Raw genomic sequence first — 16,820 nt, 5'->3', positions numbered from 1 at the left:
TTGCGCCGTTCCTCCCGGATTCGGGAGGGGGGGCGCGGGCAAGCGAGGTGGTACCGCGGATCCGCGGCCGGAGCTTCGGCGCCGGGGTGAGATTCGTCCTTGCAGAATGACCGCCCCTGCCCGCCGAATTCTTGCCAGCTTCAGGACACACCACATGTCACAGATCTATCCCAAGGCCTCCGCCGCGGATCCGGCTGTCTCCGGCTCTGCCTCCCCGCGGTTCCCCGAGCTTGAGGAACGCGTCCTCACGTATTGGGAGAAAGACGCCACCTTCCAGGCGTCCATCGACCAGCGCGACGCCGGCGAAGACGGCTCAAACGAGTTTGTCTTCTACGATGGACCTCCCTTTGCGAACGGACTGCCTCACTACGGGCACCTGCTGACCGGTTACGCCAAGGACCTCGTGGGGCGTTACCAGAGTCAGCGCGGCCGCCGGGTTGAGCGCCGTTTCGGCTGGGACACCCACGGGCTTCCCGCCGAGCTCGAGGCCATGAAGCAGCTCGGAATGAGCGACAAGAAGCAGATCGAAGCCATGGGCATCGACAAGTTCAATGACGCGTGCCGTGCCTCGGTCATGAAGTACGCGGGGGAGTGGCGCGACTACGTCACCCGCCAGGCCCGCTGGGTGGACTTCGAGAACGACTACAAGACCCTGAACGTCGATTACATGGAGTCGGTGCTCTGGGCGTTCAAAACCCTGCACACCAAGGGCCTCACGTACAACGGCTACCGGGTGCTGCCGTACTGCTGGAAGGACGAGACGCCGCTCTCCAACCATGAGCTGCGCATGGATGACGATGTCTACCAGGACCGTCAGGACCAGACCGTCACCGTGACGTTCCCGATCATCGCCGGCGAGTCGGTCCTGTCTCAGGAGCTCGCCGGCGTCGAGGCGCTTGCCTGGACCACGACGCCCTGGACGCTGCCCACCAACGCGGCACTCGCCGTCGGGCCTGATATCCACTACGCGCTCGTATCGGGGGCCGGGGATCTGGAAGGGCGCCGCTTCCTCATCGCCGAGGAGCTGCTGTCCGGTTACGCGAAGGACTTCGGGTATGCCTCCGTCGAGGAGGCGCGTGCCGCCGTCGTCGGTACCCACCGCGGCACCGAGCTTGGCGGCCTGGAGTATCAGCCGCTCTGGGACTACTACACCGATCCCGAGCGGGGCGGCTACCGCAACGCCTTCCGGTTCCTGGTTGCCGACTACGTCACGACGACGGATGGTACCGGCGTCGTGCACCAGTCACCGGCATACGGCGAGGAAGACCAGAAGATCTGTGAGGACGCCGGTATCCAGGTGATCCTTTCGGTCGACGAGGGCGCGCGCTTCCTCCGGACCTTTGGGGAGGGACCACTGGCGGACATCGTCGGGGTCCAGGTCTTCGAAGCGAACAAGACCATCACCCGGGTCCTTCGCGACAGCGGCAGGCTTGTACGGCAGGCGAGCTACGTGCACAGCTACCCGCACTGCTGGCGCTGCCGCAATCCGCTTATCTACCGCGCGGTGTCGTCCTGGTTCGTTGAGGTCACGAAGATCAAGGACCGCATGGTCGAGCTGAACCAGCAGATCAACTGGATCCCGGACAACGTCAAGGACGGCCAGTTCGGCAAGTGGCTGGAGAACGCGCGCGACTGGTCGATCAGCCGCAACCGCTACTGGGGCAGCCCGATCCCTGTCTGGGTATCGGATGATCCGAACTACCCGCGCACCGACGTGTACGGCTCCCTCGCGGAAATGGAGCGCGACTTCGGTCGCCTGCCCCGCAACGCGGCCGACGAGGTGGACCTTCACCGGCCATTCATCGACGAGCTGACCCGCCCTAACCCGGACGACCCACGGAGCCCAGAGGAGGGCCAGTCGACCATGCGCCGGGTCGCGGACGTGCTGGATGTGTGGTTCGACTCAGGGTCCATGCCGTATGCGCAGGTCCATTACCCCATGCAGAATGAGGACTGGTTCGAGTCCCACAACCCTGCGGACTTCATCGTCGAGTACATCGGCCAGACACGCGGCTGGTTCTACACGCTGCACATCCTGGCGACGGCGCTGTTCGACCGGCCGACGTTCAAGAACGTCATCAGCCACGGCATCGTTCTCGGTTCGGACGGCCAGAAGATGTCCAAGAGCCTGCAGAATTACCCCGATGTGTCCGAAGTCCTGGACCGCGACGGCTCGGATGCCATGCGCTGGTTCCTCATGGCCTCACCAATCCTCCGTGGTGGAAACCTCGTCGTGACCGAGCAGGGCATCCGCGACGGCGTCCGGCAGGTCATCCTGCCGCTGTGGAATGTGTGGCACTTCTTCCGCCTGTACACGAATGCTGCAGCGGGGGGAGCAGGATACGAGGCGAAAACCGTTGACGCACAGACTGCAGAAACACTGGCCGAGCCGCTGGACCGCTACATCCTCGCGTACACCGGGAATCTGGTGGCGGACATGACGGCCTCCCTCGACGCTTTCAACATCAGCGATGCGTGTGAAGCGCTGCGCCGCTACCTGGACACGCTCACCAACTGGTACGTCCGCCGCGGCCGGCAGCGGTTCTTCGACGAGGACACCGATGCCTTCGACGTCCTCTTCACCTGTCTTGAGGCGGTCAGCCGGGTCGCAGCGCCGCTGCTTCCGCTGGTTACGGAGGAAATCTGGCGAGGCCTGACCGGCGGCCGTTCGGTTCATCTCACTGACTGGGCTTCGTCGTCGTCGTTCGCTGCTGCGCCGGAACTGGTGGAGCGGATGGAGCGGACCCGGCAGATCTGCTCGACGGGGTCGAGCCTGCGGAAGGCAGCCAATCTCCGCGTTCGCCTGCCCCTTTCCGAGCTCACGGTCGTCGCTCCGCACGCGGCGGAACTGGACGGACAGTACCGGGCAATCATCGCGGACGAACTGAACATCAAGGCAGTCCGCCTGATCGACTCCGCCGATGCGTCCCCGGAGGAATTCGGCATCTCGCAGAAGCTCGTGGTCAACGCCCGCGCCGCTGGTCCGCGGCTGGGCAAGAACGTCCAGACTGCCATCACGGCTGCCAAGGCGGGGGACTGGTTCGTGGACGAGGCCGGTGCTGTCACCGCAGGCGGGCTGGCCCTGGAGCCCAGCGAGTACACCCTGGAGACCGTCGTCGAGAGCGACGATGCCGACGGCGGCAGCACGGCCGTGACCGTGCTGCCGGGTGGTGGCTTCCTCGTGCTCAACACCGAGGTCACGCCCGAACTGGCGGCAGAGGGCACTGCCCGCGACATCATCCGGTCCATCCAGCAGGCGCGCCGCGACGCTGACCTTCACATCAGCGACCGGGTGGTCACCACAGTGGAGGCCGACGCAGAGACGCTCTCCGCCCTTGAGGCGCACGTTGAGCTGGTCAAGCAGGAAACGTTGACGAATGCACTGGAACTTGTCGTTGCGGCGTCACCGCAGGCGGACGGAGTTTCGGTAAGAGTGGAGCGGCAGGCATGAATCACGAAATGAACCAGGACAGCAACCAGGCCGAAACGGGTCAGGGGGGAACTGGCTCCATCGACCAGTTCTCGGTCGAGAGCGTCTATGCCGAACTGCTGAGCCGGGCGCCGGAGAACAAGATGGAGCCCCGCATGGCTCCGCTGTTCCGCGCGATGGAGATTCTGGGCGAGCCGAACAAGGCCGTCCCGATCATCCACATCACCGGCACCAACGGCAAAACCTCAACGGCGCGGATGATCGAGGGCCTCCTGCGGGCGCATGACCTGCGCACCGGCCGGTACACCAGTCCTCATCTCACGCGGGTGACGGAGCGGATCAGCATCGACGGCGAACCTGTCTCGGATGAGACGTTCGTCCGCGTCTGGGATGAGATCCGTCCCTACCTGCAGATCGTTGACTCGGAACTGGATGCGTCGGGTGAACCGCGGTTGACCTACTTCGAATGCGTCACCATCCTTGCGTTTGCCGTCTTCGCCGATGAGCCGGTGGACGTTGCGGTCATCGAGGTGGGGCTCGGGGGCATCACTGATGCCACGAACGTCGGTGACGGCGTCGTGTCGGTTGTGACACCGATCTCCCTCGACCACACTGAGCTTCTGGGCGATACGCCCGGCGAGATCGCCATCGAGAAGGCCGGGATCATCAAGCCGGGCGGATTCCTCATCAGCGCTGCGCAGCCCGCGGACGCGGCTCAGGTTCTGCTGGAGAAAGCACGCGATACCGGTGTCGAGTTCCGGTTCGAGGGAGTGGAATTCGGCGTAGAGGACCGGCGGATCGCCGTCGGTGGGCAGCAGGTGACGGTGGCCGGAATAGCGGGCCGTTACGAAGACCTGCTCATTCCGCTGCACGGCGAGCACCAGGCGCAGAACGCGGCCGTTGCCGTTGCCGCCGTCGAGGCGTTCCTCGGCGGGGGTTCACGGGAACTCGATATCGACGTCGTACGTGACGGACTGAGCGCCGTCACCTCACCGGGCCGCCTGGAACTGGTGCGTACCGCTCCCAGCATCCTCGTGGACGCTGCCCACAACGCAGCCGGCGCCCGCGCATCGGCCAAGGCGATCAGCGAGGCCTTCGAGTTCAGCAAACTGGTTCTCGTGTTCGGCGCCCTCGGCGATAAGGACGCCGGAGCCATCCTCAGCGAACTGCATGAGGAACTCGGCGGGGTGCTCGAGGACATCTGCCTTACCCAGTCGACCTCGCCACGTGCCGTGCCTGCCGAGGAGCTGCGCCGGTTGGCGCTCAGCGCGGGCTTCGCCGACAACCGCATCCACGTCGCCGAGCGTCTCGATGATGCCCTTGAGTGGGCAGTCATGGCCGTCGAGGAGGGCGGCGAGCTCGGGGGCGGGATTCTGGTGACAGGTTCAATCACAGTGGTGGGCGAGGCCCGCACACTGCTGGGCAAGTAGGGGAGGGTACATGGCTCGCCAGACCAGAGCGCAGCGTGAGTGGCGCCCCGGCATGCCGAAGAAACGGCGCTCCATCAAGGTGATGTTCGCGTCCACGGTGCTGCTGCTGGAAGCTTTCGTGGTCTTGTTTGCAACCCTGGTGGTCTTCGGTCTCCGCTCGGACACCATCCCGGTGGGCGTGATCCTCGGCGTCGGACTCGCGTTGAGCGTTGCGCTGATCGCAGCCTGCGCGCTGCTCACAAAGTCGTACGGAATACTGCTTGGCTGGGTGTTGCAGGTCCTGATCATCGCAACGGGCATTGTCGAACCGATGATGTTCCTCGTGGGCATCCTCTTCGCACTGACCTGGCTGTACGGGATCCGAACCGGCGCGCGGCTGGACCGGGAGAACGCGGAGCGGGACCGGGCGCAGGCTGAGTGGGAGCGCGAGAACCGCGCCAACGACGACGGCGGTCCGCAGACCGTTTAGTAGAGTCAACGGTGGACATGGCCGGATCACCGGTCAGAAGCAGACGTAATCGGAGGAGCAAAAGTGAGTGCTGAGCGGACCCTGATACTGGTCAAGCCCGACGGCGTTGCCCGCGGGTTGTCCGGGACCATCCTTTCCCGGGTAGAGGCCAAGGGCTACAAACTCGTGGACCTGAAGCTGGTGAACGCCACCCGCGACATCCTGGAAGCGCACTACGCCGAGCATGTGGGCAAGCCCTTCTACGAGCCGCTGGTCGAGTTCATGCTGAGCGGCCCCGTGGTTGCTGCAGTCTTCGAGGGCGAACGCGTCATTGAAGGCTTCCGCTCCCTGGCCGGAACTACGGAGCCGACGACGGCGGCACCCGGGACCATCCGCGGCGACTTTGGCCGCGACTGGGGACTGAAGGTTCAGCAGAACCTCGTCCACGGGTCCGATTCGGCCGAATCGGCTGAGAAGGAAATTTCCATCTGGTTCAGCTGACCCGCCGCGTTCCGGGCGTCCGTCTGAGCGTCCGTACTCGTTGATAGCGTGGGGTCATGACTGAATACCGCAGACTTGGCACATCAGGCTTGAGTGTTTCGGTGGTCGGCCTGGGGTGCAACAACCTGGGCCGGCCCGGAACCCCCTCTGAATCGCAGCGGGGCGCCGCCGCCGTCGTCACTGCGGCCCTGGAAGCGGGAATCACCTTCTTTGACGTCGCGGATTCCTACGGCCGGTCTCCCGGCGTCAGCGAGGAACTACTTGGCCGAGCGCTGGGCCGGAACCGCGACGACGTGGTACTTGCCACAAAGTTCGGACTGGACCTCAAAGGGGCCAACGGCCCGGACTGGGGCGCGCGCGGATCACGGCGCTACATTCTGAAGGCTGTGGAAGCCTCCCTGAAGCGGCTGAATACTGACTGGATCGATCTTTACCAGTACCATGCCCCGGATCCGGCGACGCCGATGGACGAGACCCTCGGAGCGCTGGATCAGCTCGTCCAGAGCGGAAAGGTGCGTTACATCGGGCACTCGAACTTCGCCGGCTGGCAGGTAGCGGAGGCAGAGTACGTAGCCCGCCAGCTCGGCACGACGCGCTTCATCTCGGCGCAGAACCACTACAACCTGCTCGAGCGCGCGGTCGAGCGTGAGGTTGTTCCGGCTGCGCAGTCCTACGGACTGGGCCTTCTCCCGTACTTCCCGCTGGCGAACGGCCTGCTGACCGGAAAGTACGCCGCGGGGGACGCACCCGCGGGCAGCCGACTTACACACACCCGGACCAACCTGCTCGACCAGGCGGACTGGGAGCAGTTGGCCAACTTCAGCGCGTACGCCCGTGCACGCTCCCTGACCGAGTTGGAAGTCACGTTCTCCTGGCTTGCCAGCCGACCGACCGTGGCAAGTGTCATCGCCGGAGCAACAAAGCCCGAGCAGGTTCGGCAGAATGCCGAGGCCGCCCGATGGGTTCCTTCCGAGGCTGACCTAGACGAACTCGACCACATCTTTCCGTCGGGAGCGTAACCGTACGGCCTGAATACGTCGAGCGGGCAGCAGTGACCTCTATTCCGCGAAGGAATGGTCATCTCTGCCCGCTCGGTGCGTTTGCCCCTAGGGTCAGTGGAAGGTCTTACCGTTGACGCGGGTGGACGCTCCCACCCTGTCGAGGTAGGGCGTGATACCGCCGAGGTGCATGGGCCAGCCGGCACCAAGGATCATGCAGAGGTCGATGTCCTCCGGCGCCGCGACGACACCCTCCCCGAGCATACGGCCGATCTCGTCAGCAAGGGCGTCCTGCGTGCGCCGGAGCACCTCCTCCCTCGACGACGGCGACGAGCCGAAAGTGAGCAGCGCAAGCGTGGATTCAGGAACCACGTCGTTGCCGGCGTCGTCCTGTTCCCATATCCCCTTCTTCCCGGCGTCGATCAGGATCTGTTGGTTGCGCGAGAGGTAGAAACGGTCGCCGAAGGCGGTATGGAGCGACTCCTGCACGTGCTGGCCCACCGGCAGGCCTACAAGCGCGAGCAGCTTGAATGGCGTCATGGGTAGACCCATGGTGCGTAGCGCATTGTCCGCAGTAGCCGCATCGGTGCCTTCATCGAACGCAGCGGTGATCTCTCCGAACATGCGCCCCAGTATCCGGTTCACCACGAAGGCCGGAGCATCCTTCACGAGCACGGCGTTCTTCTTGAGTTCCTTGCCGACGGCGAACGCAGTTGCGAGGACCTCATCGGCGGTGCGCGGCGCTTTCACAATCTCGAGCAGGGGCATCGCGGCGACCGGGTTGAAGAAGTGGAAGCCGACGACCCTTTCCGGGTGCTGGAGGTCTTCCGCCATGGCGGCGACAGAGAGCGACGAAGTGTTGGTCGCCAGGATGCACTCGGGGGAGACCACCTGTTCAACTTCAGCGAAGACCGCCTTCTTGACGCTCAGCTCCTCGAATACTGCCTCGATGACGAAGTCGGCGTCGGCGAAGACGTCCTTCGAGACGGACCCGGAGACGAGTGCCTTGACGCGATTGGCCTTGTCGGGGGAGAGCCGTTTCTTCGCCAGCATTCTGTCGGCTTCCGAGTGGACCCAGCCCACGCCCTTGTCCACTCGAGCCTGATCAATGTCGGTGAGAACAACCGGACCACCCAATTGACGCGCGAACAGCAGCGCGAGCTGGCTGGCCATCAGGCCGGCTCCCACCACGCCGACCTTGGTTACGGGTCGGGCCAGCGATCGGTCCGGTGCCCCAGCGGGGCGCTTTGCCCGTTTCTGTACGAGATCGAGGAAGGCATACACCGTGTCGTGGAACTGCGGCGTGAGCATCAGGTCTGTCAGGGCTTCGCATTCCGCCGCGGCGGACTCCGCCTGGGTCCGATCCCTGGCTGCCTCGAAGAGGTCCAGAACCCTGACGGGCGCAGGAGCAGCGTTGGAAGTCTTGGCCTCAACGAACGCACGGCCGGCCGCGGCCGCCGCTTCCCATTCGCCGTCGTCGTACCGGGAAAGTACGGCGCGACGCTTCGCGACGTCGGAGGAGTCAGCCAGAACGCCGGCGGCCCAACGGATCGACTCCTCAAGGAAATCAGCTGGCTCGAACAATGCATCAGCGATACCGACGTCGTAGGCTGACCGTCCGTCGAGGGTACGGTTGTTGCTCAACGGATTCTCGATCATGATCTTCACCGCGGCACGGGGGCCGGTCAGCCGTGGAAGCCGGTAGACCCCGCCCCATCCCGGCACCAGACCGATGAACGCCTCAGGAAGCCCGATACCGTTTGCGCCGGTTGAGACGGTGCGGAAGTCCGCGGCCAGGGCGATCTCGAGTCCACCGCCCAGAGCCACACCGTTGATGAAGGCGAAGCTGGGGACACCAAGGGAGCCGAGGAGGTTGTACGCAGTATGGCCGAGTTCCGCCATCAGGCGACCGTGCTCCGCAACCTTCAGCGATTTGACCGTGGACAGGTCCGCGCCTGCCGCAAGGAAGTACGGCTTGCCGGTCAGCCCCACCGCTGCGATCTCACCTGCCGACGCACGGTCCCGCAGGCTCTCGAGCGTTCGGCCGAACTCAATGAGCGTGCTGGGTCCCAGTGTTGTGGGCCGATTATGGTCCTGTCCGTTGTCGAGGGTGATGAGTGCCATCGTTCCGGCGGCGTCGGGAAGCGGGACATCCTCCACGAGGGAGTGCGTAATGACTTCGTCCGGTACCAAAGCAGCCAATTCCTCAAAGCGTTCGAAACTCATGCTGCGTCCTCCGTGGTGTTTCCTGAGTAGTCTGCGTGGTGCGGGTTTTCCCAGATGACGGTTCCGCCCATGCCCAGTCCCACGCACATGGTTGTGATGCCGTACCGGACCTGTGGGTCTTCTTCGAACTGTCGCGCCAACTGTGTCATGAGGCGCACTCCCGAGGAAGCAAGTGGATGGCCTACCGCAATTGCTCCGCCGTATCGGTTCACACGGGGATCATCATCGGAAATCCCGAAGTGGTCGAGGAAAGACAGGACCTGCACCGCGAACGCCTCGTTAATCTCGAACAGGCCGATGTCATCGATTGTCAGGCCGGCCTGGCTCAGTGCCTTTTCGGTGGCGGGAACGGGGCCGATGCCCATGACCTCCGGTTCAACGCCGGAAAACGCGTAGGCGACCAGGCGCATCTTCGCGGGAAGCCCCAGTTCGGCTGCGGCATCAGCAGAAGCAAGCAGCGCCGCCGTGGCTCCGTCGTTCAACCCTGCCGCGTTGCCGGCGGTGACCCGCCCGTGAGGTCGGAACGGCGTACGGAGGGTTGCGAGGTCCTCAACCGTTGTGCCCGGCCGCGGCGGCTCGTCATGCTGGCTCAAAGTCCAACCGGAGCCCGGCTTCCTGCCGGCAACGGCAACGAGATCCGGCTGGATCTGATTTCGTTCATATGCTGCCGCGAGTTTGTTCTGACTTGCCACCGCATACGAGTCGGCGCGTTCCTTGGTGATTGCCGGAAACCGGTCGTGCAGGTTTTCTGCGGTGTTGCCCATATTCAGCGCTGCGGGATCCACAAGGCGTTCGGAGAGGAACCGCGGGTTGGGATCTGTACCTGAGCCCATCGGATGGTTACCCATATGTTCAACCCCGCCTGCCACGACGACGTCGTAGGCGCCGAACGCGATTCCCGAGGCGGTGGTTGTCACGGCAGTCATCGCGCCGGCGCACATGCGGTCGATAGCGAAGCCCGGAACGGTTCGCGGCAGACCCGAGAGAAGCGCGGCGGTACGACCGATGGTCAGCCCCTGGTCGCCCGTCTGCGTGGTCGCCGCGATAGCGACATCGTCGATCCGCTGAGGCGGCAGGGAAGGATTGCGCCTCAGGAGCTCACGAATGCACTTGACCACGAGGTCATCCGCCCTGGAGCCGGCGTGGATTCCTTTTTCTCCGGCCTTCCCGAACGGGGTCCGGACGCCGTCAACGAAGACGACATCCCTGATCTGCTGCCGTGCTGCTGTTGCTGGTGTAGGCACAATCGCTCCTCATCGAGTTACTGGGATCCTGCCTTATGTTACTCGCCGGTAACATAACGCTGCAACAAGGGTGCCTAGTGCGTCGGCAGCTTCTGCTGTTTCGGTTGTTTCGGTTGAAGTGGGTCCGGATCGAGGAACGCCACCGTGATCACCGCCGCCACCTGCTCGATTTGCCACGCGCGGGCGCCGAGGTCAGTCAGCGCGGCGGAAATCGAGTCGAGATCGATCGGCATTGGTGGACGCCATGCGAGCCGCCGCAGATAGTCAGGAGTCAGAAGGTTCTCGACCGGCATGTTCAGTTTTTCGGCGACCGCAGTAACACGCGGCTTGGCCGTCTGAAGGCGTGCGGCAGCGGCCGGATCCTTCTCCGGCCACACCCGGGGCGGGGGCGGAGCGTTCGTAGGGAGCTGGAGCTCGGGAAGATCGCGGGTTGTGCGCGCCACCGAGATGCATCGAAGCCACCGTGGTGCTTCCCTTTGGGCAGCCCGCCCGTGGAACCCGTTGACGGCCAGCAGCTGGGGAACTGTTTGAGGCATTGCCCGCGCGGCGGCCACAATCGCGGCGTCGGGAATCAGGCGACCGGGAGCGACGTCGCGCTTCTGCGCCAACATCTCCCTCTCCTGCCATAACTCGCGTACAGCGGCGAGCTGCCGTCGGTCACGGACCTGATGAACGCCGGATGTCCGCCGCCACGGGTCGGTTTTGGGCGCTGCCGGCGGGCTGGAGCGGATGAACTCGAACTCTTCCTCGGCAATCCGTTCCTTGCCGTCCTCGACCAGCACTTCGGTGAGCCGATCACGAAGCTCAACCAGCACCTCCACGTCGAGGGCCGCATAGCGGAGCCAGGGTTCAGGCAGCGGGCGCCGCGACCAGTCGGCGGCGGAATGCTCCTTGGCGAGGGTGCAGCCGAGCAGATGCTCAATGACCGCGGCCAATCCGACCCGGGGGAAGCCTGCGAGCCGGGCTGCAAGCTCAGTGTCGAACAGTTTGTCCGGCCACATTCCGAGCTCTGAAAGGCACGGCAGGTCCTGCGATGCCGCATGCAGGATCCATTCCACGCCCGAAAGTGCTTCATCGATGATGCGCAGGTCCGGGAACGGTTCCGGGTCGATCAGCCATGTTCCCGCGCCTTCCCTGCGAATCTGCACCAGGAAAGCACGCTGCCCGTACCGAAATCCGGACGCGCGTTCCGCGTCGACGCCGGCAGGTCCTGTCCCGGAGGCGAGGGCACGTGCCGCCCGCTCAAGACCTGCCTGCGTGTCGATGACAAAGGGGACACCATCCCGCGGTTCATCAAGGAGCGGCAGGACAGGGGTCGAATCGGGGGTGGATGCGCCGTCGCCTGGGATGCGGCTGTCAGGCTCGGAGTGCACGGTCATGATGATGCCAGTCTAACCGGGCGGTCCGGAAGATTCGGGGGATTTCTGCGCGTGCGCGGTAACGGCGGTGTAGAAGCGATGGGGGTTCTAATTCCGGCGCCGGTTCGGTAGTGCCGCCACGCCATCCGGCAGCGGAGGGAGACCGGCGAAGGTGCACACCATATCTGCCCACGCCTCAAGGTGCTTCCGGACGCTGTCGGAGTCGGGGGTCCAGGATGCGCGCAGCTCGATGTCGATGGTGTCCGTGCGGTCGGCGAGAGACCCGTAACTCTCAGACAGGATGCGCGTCGCTGTGCCGCCGGCGGACCTGTAGGAGGCGTCATGGTTCTGCAATGCCTCGACCAACCAGGTCCACGCTACGGATCCCAGTAGTGCGTCATTGCCCATATCCGGCTCCAGCTGAGCGCGGATGTAGGTGACGATGCGGAAGGTTCCATCCCAGACCTCGGAGCCTTCCGGGTCATACAGCAGGATGAATCGGCCGGTTGCGAGCTCTTCAGCGTGGTCATGCTGGAAGGCTGCCCGAGCCGGTCCATGAACCGGGAGCGGACCGGGCTGGGTATCCTGCAGTACTTCGGCTCCAAGCGCCACTGCGTAGGGCGCGAGGCGGGAGGGGGCCGGGATCTCGTCGAGGCGAAGCTCGTTGCGGCACCTTGCTTGCCGTAAATCGGCCAGGGCTTTAAGGAATTCAGGGGGAACCTGCGAGAGGTCACCAATTGCACTCACTCTCGTAGGTTAAGCCCCAATCGGCCTCCTGTACCGACAGCCACGCCGCGCAGGCGGGCAAGCCGGCGTTGTGCAGACCGAATGACAGGAATCAGGCGCGGCCGGCCTCGCGCCGGATGGCTTCCGCGAAAGCATCGACGTCCTCTGGAGTTGTGTCGAAAGTGCACATCCATCGAACCTCGCCGGTCGCCTGGTTCCAGTCGTAGAAGCGGAACTGTTCCCGGATCCGGTCCGCCGCACCTGGGGGGAGGATGGCGAAGACGGCGTTCGCCGTCGTCGGCTGGGTGAGCTGCACGCCCTTGATTTCGGCGACTGCTTCGGTGAGCCGTGCCGCCATGGCGTTGGCATGTGCGGCTGAGCGCAGCCACAGCCCGTCTTCCAGCAGTGCCACCAACTGCGCGGACACGAACCGCATCTTGGAAGCGAGCTGCATGTTCATCTTCCGGAGGTACTCCAGGCCGCTTGTGGCAGCCGGGTTGAGGACGACCACGCATTCACCGAACATGAGCCCGTTCTTCGTTCCGCCGAAGGACAGGACGTCAACCCCGGCGTCGCGGGTGAAGCTTCGCAGCGGCACATCGAGCGCGGCGGCGGCGTTCGCGATGCGGGCTCCGTCCATGTGGAGGTGCATGCCCCTGGCATGAACGTGGTCGGAGATGGCGCGGATCTCTCCGGGCGTGTACAGCGTGCCAAGTTCGGTTGTCTGGGTGATGGACACGGCGAGCGGCTGTGCACGGTGTTCATCACCCCAGCCCCAGGCTTCTTGATCGATCAGTTCCGGAGTCAGTTTTCCGTCGGGCGTGGGCACGGCCAGAAGCTTGATCCCACCGATACGCTCCGGGGCACCGTTCTCGTCGACATTGATGTGCGCCGTCTTGGCACAAATTACCGCACCCCAGCGCGGGAGGAGGGACTGGAGGCTCAGTACGTTCGCTCCGGTTCCGTTGAATACGGGGTACGCGAGGGTACCCTCTCCGAAATGCTCCTGCATGAGTTCCTGCAGCCGGCTGGTGTAGGCGTCTTCCCCGTAGGCGACCTGGTGGCCCTCATTCGCGGCAGCCAGCGCCGCCAGAACCTCGGGGTGCACGCCGGAATAGTTATCGGAAGCGAAGCCGCGCACGTTGGGATCATGCAGGCGGGCAGGAGCGGAAATGGTGTCAGTCACTAGTCCAGTATCTCGTATCGGGGGAGTCGGGTAGGGGGCCATCAGGTCGTGAGGTCGAGCCGCTGGCCGTTGACGACTGCGGTCGGGAGGTCGAACAGGCCGGTCATCGCTGCGGCCAGATCGGTGACATGGGTGTAGGCAGGGAAGCGGCGTTCGGGGCTCTCGGCGCGCATCTTGTCGTCCAGAAGCGCCTTGACCACCACGATGGATGCGGCACCGCGTGCTTTGCCGTTTGATTCGAACTCCTGCGCTACCGCACGCATCCACGTCTCTGCCGCGGCTTTGACTGCAGCGTACGAGGCACTGCCGGCGGTAGGAGAGTCCACGGCCGTGGCCGAAACAATCGCGAGCCTGCCGCGCGGTGACTCCGCAAGATCCCCGATGAAGGCCCTTGAGGTGTTGCGAAGGGTGGTGAGCACGGAACGGTGGAGAAAGTCGTAATCCTCGTCTGACTGGCCCGCGATACCGGCACCTCCGCGCCAGCCACCCACCAAATGCATCAGCCCGTCAACACTGGTTCCACCCGCGCGCAGATCCTGAGCCAACGCCTGAACCGCAGCGAAATCGGTAAGGTCGCAGGTCCGCAGGTCGACGGACTGAAGATGGCCAAGCGCTCGCTGCAGGCGCGTGGAATCGGATCCGACCGCGACGACGTGAGCGCCGGCCGCGACGAAGGCCTCGGCTGTGGCGATGCCTGCCTGGCTGGTCGCGCCCGCGATGAGTACGGTCAGCCCCGAAAGGTCAGGCGACTTCGTCATGCAGTCGCCCCGGTGATGCCTGCGGTGGATTCGATGACGTCCTTCATCTTCCTGTCCAGCGCCTCAAAGAACATCGACAGCGGGAATTCGTCGTCGAGGACTGCGTCGGTGAGTCCTCGTACAGGTCCGTCCAGGGGCAGCGCGTCGGGGCCCTTCGCCCACACTGAAGCCGGATGCGGTGTGACGGTCTCGGAGACCAGTTCATAGGCTGCGAGCCAGTGCGCGATCTTCGGCCTGTCGATTGACCGCCAGTAAAGCTGTTGGATCTCCTCACCGAGTGCAATGACGACGCCGGGGACTTCCTCCCAGTCGATGGTCAGGGTGGTGTCGGTCCAGTGCAGGACATGGTGCTGGTGCAGCCAGGCGAAGAGTAGCTGGCCGCCGAGACCGTCGTAGTTCCGAACCCGGCTGCCGGTGATTGCGAAGCGGAAGATGCGGTCGAAAATGACCGCGTACTGGACAAGGCGGGCATGGCGGCGGGCCTCGTCGGAGGCGTCGTCGTCGGCCGCTATCCTTACGGACTCGCGGAAGGCGGTGAGATCGCACCGCAGCTCCTCGAGCGAATACAGGAAGTACGGCATGCGCTGCTTGATCATGAACGGATCGAACGGCAAGTCACCGCGCATGTGGGTGCGGTCGTGGATCAGGTCCCACATGACGAAGGTTTCCTCCGCCAGTTGCTGGTCCTCGATGAGCTGTCGGGCTTCTTCGGGGAGTTCGAGACGGGTGATGCCTGCCGCTGCCGTGACCACGCGACGGAAGCGCGCCGCTTCCCGGTCGGCGAAGATGGCGCCCCAGGTGAACTGTGGTGTCTGCCGTACCGCGACGGTTTCAGGGAACAGTACGGCGGAATTTGTGTCATAGCCCGGCGTGAAATCCAGGAAACGGATCGGAACGAAGAGCTTGTTCGAGTACTCGCCGGACTCGAGTTCGGCGATGAAATCGGGCCACAGAACTTCGATGAGGACTGCTTCGACGAACCGGTTGGAGCTGCCGTTCTGTGTGTACATCGGGAAGACGACGAGGTGCCGGCGCCCGTCGACCCGATCAAGCTGCGGTTGGAACTCGATCAGGGAGTCGAGGAAATCGGGCACGCCCATCCCGGAAGCCTTCCACTGCGCGAAGTCGCGGAGCAGTGCCTCGTGATAATCGGCATCGTGCGGGAAGAGGTGAGCCAGCTCGCGGATTGACTCGACGATGGTGTCAACGTGGCCACCCGCAGCCGGGATATCGGCCTGCTCTGCGATCGATCCGTCCTTCGCCTGAAGGGTTTGCAGCGAGCCCGCCGCACGCTTGAGAACCTTCCATGCCGGGAGGTTCTCCGGGTTGATGGATGGCTGGTGCCGGACGTCGGAGTCGAGGGTCTGGGTCACGATTCCTCCTCAAAATGTAGGTGAGCTGTTCTGTTGTCACGAGCGTAGCAACAGAACAGCTCAGCTGATTCTCAGAAGCGAGCAGAGTAAGAAACTCTTATGTATTGTGTCAGTGCATCGTGCAGGAGGGAAAGCGGTCCTTGAGGTACCCGTCAGCGCCCCTGCCATCGGAGCCGGCAGAGCGTCAGCCCTGGGGAACGAGCCTCATCGAAATGGAATTGATGCAGTACCTCTGGTCAGTAGGCGTGCCGTAGCCTTCGCCTTCAAAAACATGCCCCAGGTGCGAATCGCAGCGGGCGCAGCGAACCTCAATCCGCTCCATGCCGAGGGCGCGGTCCTTGATGTACCGGACCCTGTCTTCAGCTAAGGGCGCCCAGAATGAGGGCCATCCACAGTGTGAATCGAACTTCTCATTGCTCGTGAATAGTTCATGTCCGCATGCCCGGCACTGATACACGCCCTTGGCATGGGTGTCATGGTATTCACCGGTGAACGGTCGCTCGGTTCCCGCCTGGCGCAGCACGTAGTACTCCTCAGGCGTCAGTTCCCGCCGCCATTCCGCGTCGGTCTTCTCGATGGGGGAGTTGTCAGTGCGCGGTGCGGATTCTGGTGTGCTCATGGTTGGGTAACGCCTAGGAGTCTCCGATAAATCCCGAGCCAGCATAAAGATGCAGGACGGGAACGCCAAGCTTGTCCTGCGCGCGGGTGGCCCAGTCCCTGTGGAGAGTGTCAGCTACCGCATGGGGCCGGGTGATGACCACGGCCTGGCGCGCTCCCCGCTCCCTGACTGTGTTGACCACCATGTCGACGGCGCTGCCCCGGCCCGTGAGACCATCGGCTTTCAGCCCGGCTGCCCTCAGGGCGTCGAGGGAGCTCTGCAGGGCATGATCGGCTGTGACACGAACCTCGTCGTCGCTCGGGCGGTGGGAGAGGCTCTGGAATGCCTCGCTGAGTTCGAGGAGGCTCAGGTGGTGGAGAAACTCACCGAGCACGTTCGTGTGATGGTCCTCGGGCACCACCACCGTATAGGCAGTGTCACCGCCGTCGACCAGGGCGGACAGATTGGCGGCGTCCGCCTCCGTCAGAGGGACTTCTGCGAGTACAACGATTGTTTCCTCCATGTGCCAACCCTAGACCCCGGC

14 protein-coding genes are annotated in these 16,820 nt (G+C 64.2%); 5 read left to right on the top strand and 9 right to left on the bottom strand.

The window, feature by feature from the left end:
* Positions 1–154 precede the first annotated feature (154 nt).
* The 5 genes from ileS (at position 155) to AC5RTB_RS14940 (ending at position 6,828) form a co-directional block, all read left to right on the top strand.
* Complete coding sequence (gene ileS / locus AC5RTB_RS14960) at positions 155–3,451, top strand: isoleucine--tRNA ligase (RefSeq protein ID WP_494061844.1); 3,297 nt, start codon at positions 155–157, stop codon at positions 3,449–3,451.
* A gap of 8 nt (positions 3,452–3,459) precedes the next feature.
* Positions 3,460–4,860 (top strand): bifunctional folylpolyglutamate synthase/dihydrofolate synthase, encoded by a 1,401-nt coding sequence (locus AC5RTB_RS14955; RefSeq protein WP_494061858.1) that lies wholly within the window; start codon positions 3,460–3,462, stop codon positions 4,858–4,860.
* Positions 4,861–4,870: 10 nt separating this feature from the next.
* Positions 4,871–5,329: a DUF4233 domain-containing protein gene (locus AC5RTB_RS14950; RefSeq protein WP_494061843.1), complete on the top strand. Its 459-nt coding sequence runs from the start codon at positions 4,871–4,873 to the stop codon at positions 5,327–5,329.
* Positions 5,330–5,392: 63 nt separating this feature from the next.
* Positions 5,393–5,809, top strand: coding sequence for a nucleoside-diphosphate kinase (gene ndk, locus AC5RTB_RS14945; protein WP_494061842.1), 417 nt, complete (start codon positions 5,393–5,395; stop codon positions 5,807–5,809).
* A gap of 56 nt (positions 5,810–5,865) precedes the next feature.
* Positions 5,866–6,828 carry an aldo/keto reductase gene (locus AC5RTB_RS14940; protein ID WP_494061841.1) on the top strand — a complete coding sequence of 321 codons (963 nt, stop codon included), beginning with the start codon at positions 5,866–5,868 and terminating at the stop codon, positions 6,826–6,828.
* Between the two features lie 93 nt (positions 6,829–6,921).
* Here AC5RTB_RS14940 and AC5RTB_RS14935 read toward each other — a convergent pair whose 3' ends face one another.
* The 9 genes from AC5RTB_RS14935 to AC5RTB_RS14895 all read right to left on the bottom strand — a co-directional run bounded on the left by AC5RTB_RS14935 (position 6,922) and on the right by AC5RTB_RS14895 (position 16,799).
* Positions 6,922–9,033 (bottom strand): 3-hydroxyacyl-CoA dehydrogenase NAD-binding domain-containing protein, encoded by a 2,112-nt coding sequence (locus tag AC5RTB_RS14935; protein ID WP_494061840.1) that lies wholly within the window; start codon positions 9,031–9,033, stop codon positions 6,922–6,924.
* Complete coding sequence (locus AC5RTB_RS14930; RefSeq protein WP_494061839.1) at positions 9,030–10,277, bottom strand: thiolase family protein; 1,248 nt, start codon at positions 10,275–10,277, stop codon at positions 9,030–9,032. The genes AC5RTB_RS14935 and AC5RTB_RS14930 overlap by 4 nt, the downstream gene beginning before the upstream one ends.
* Positions 10,278–10,351: 74 nt before the next feature.
* A complete protein-coding gene (locus AC5RTB_RS14925; RefSeq protein WP_494061838.1) occupies positions 10,352–11,656 on the bottom strand; it encodes an HRDC domain-containing protein in 1,305 nt (434 codons plus the stop codon).
* A gap of 87 nt (positions 11,657–11,743) precedes the next feature.
* Positions 11,744–12,373 carry a DUF3000 domain-containing protein gene (locus AC5RTB_RS14920; RefSeq protein ID WP_494061857.1) on the bottom strand — a complete coding sequence of 210 codons (630 nt, stop codon included), beginning with the start codon at positions 12,371–12,373 and terminating at the stop codon, positions 11,744–11,746.
* Positions 12,374–12,473: 100 nt separating this feature from the next.
* The gene (locus AC5RTB_RS14915; RefSeq protein WP_494061837.1) at positions 12,474–13,547 is read right to left on the bottom strand and encodes a threonine aldolase family protein; all 1,074 of its coding nucleotides are present in this window, start codon (positions 13,545–13,547) and stop codon (positions 12,474–12,476) included.
* A 41-nt stretch (positions 13,548–13,588) separates the two neighbouring features.
* The gene (locus tag AC5RTB_RS14910) at positions 13,589–14,305 is read right to left on the bottom strand and encodes an SDR family NAD(P)-dependent oxidoreductase (RefSeq protein WP_494061836.1); all 717 of its coding nucleotides are present in this window, start codon (positions 14,303–14,305) and stop codon (positions 13,589–13,591) included.
* Positions 14,302–15,636 carry a DUF6421 family protein gene (locus tag AC5RTB_RS14905; protein WP_494061856.1) on the bottom strand — a complete coding sequence of 445 codons (1,335 nt, stop codon included), beginning with the start codon at positions 15,634–15,636 and terminating at the stop codon, positions 14,302–14,304. The genes AC5RTB_RS14910 and AC5RTB_RS14905 overlap by 4 nt, the downstream gene beginning before the upstream one ends.
* 226 nt (positions 15,637–15,862) lie before the next feature.
* Positions 15,863–16,297, bottom strand: coding sequence for a peptide-methionine (R)-S-oxide reductase MsrB (gene msrB / locus AC5RTB_RS14900; protein WP_494061835.1), 435 nt, complete (start codon positions 16,295–16,297; stop codon positions 15,863–15,865).
* Positions 16,298–16,310: 13 nt separating this feature from the next.
* A complete protein-coding gene (locus AC5RTB_RS14895) occupies positions 16,311–16,799 on the bottom strand; it encodes a hypothetical protein (RefSeq protein WP_494061834.1) in 489 nt (162 codons plus the stop codon).
* Positions 16,800–16,820: the final 21 nt, after the last annotated feature.

This window comes from Arthrobacter sp. M71 S08 (assembly GCF_059089725.1).
This window is presented reverse-complemented; position numbering and strand designations above follow the sequence as displayed.

What these genes read in the sequence shown, in the direction of transcription:
- AC5RTB_RS14895 (WP_494061834.1), bottom strand. Translation starts at nt 16,799, where the DNA reads ATGGAGGAAACAATCGTTGTACTCGCAGAAGTCCCTCTGACGGAGGCG.
- AC5RTB_RS14955 (WP_494061858.1), top strand. Translation starts at nt 3,460, where the DNA reads ATGAACCAGGACAGCAACCAGGCCGAAACGGGTCAGGGGGGAACTGGC.
- msrB (WP_494061835.1), bottom strand. Translation starts at nt 16,297, where the DNA reads ATGAGCACACCAGAATCCGCACCGCGCACTGACAACTCCCCCATCGAG.
- AC5RTB_RS14935 (WP_494061840.1), bottom strand. Translation starts at nt 9,033, where the DNA reads ATGAGTTTCGAACGCTTTGAGGAATTGGCTGCTTTGGTACCGGACGAA.
- AC5RTB_RS14950 (WP_494061843.1), top strand. Translation starts at nt 4,871, where the DNA reads ATGGCTCGCCAGACCAGAGCGCAGCGTGAGTGGCGCCCCGGCATGCCG.
- AC5RTB_RS14925 (WP_494061838.1), bottom strand. Translation starts at nt 11,656, where the DNA reads ATGACCGTGCACTCCGAGCCTGACAGCCGCATCCCAGGCGACGGCGCA.
- AC5RTB_RS14910 (WP_494061836.1), bottom strand. Translation starts at nt 14,305, where the DNA reads ATGACGAAGTCGCCTGACCTTTCGGGGCTGACCGTACTCATCGCGGGC.
- AC5RTB_RS14940 (WP_494061841.1), top strand. Translation starts at nt 5,866, where the DNA reads ATGACTGAATACCGCAGACTTGGCACATCAGGCTTGAGTGTTTCGGTG.
- ileS (WP_494061844.1), top strand. Translation starts at nt 155, where the DNA reads ATGTCACAGATCTATCCCAAGGCCTCCGCCGCGGATCCGGCTGTCTCC.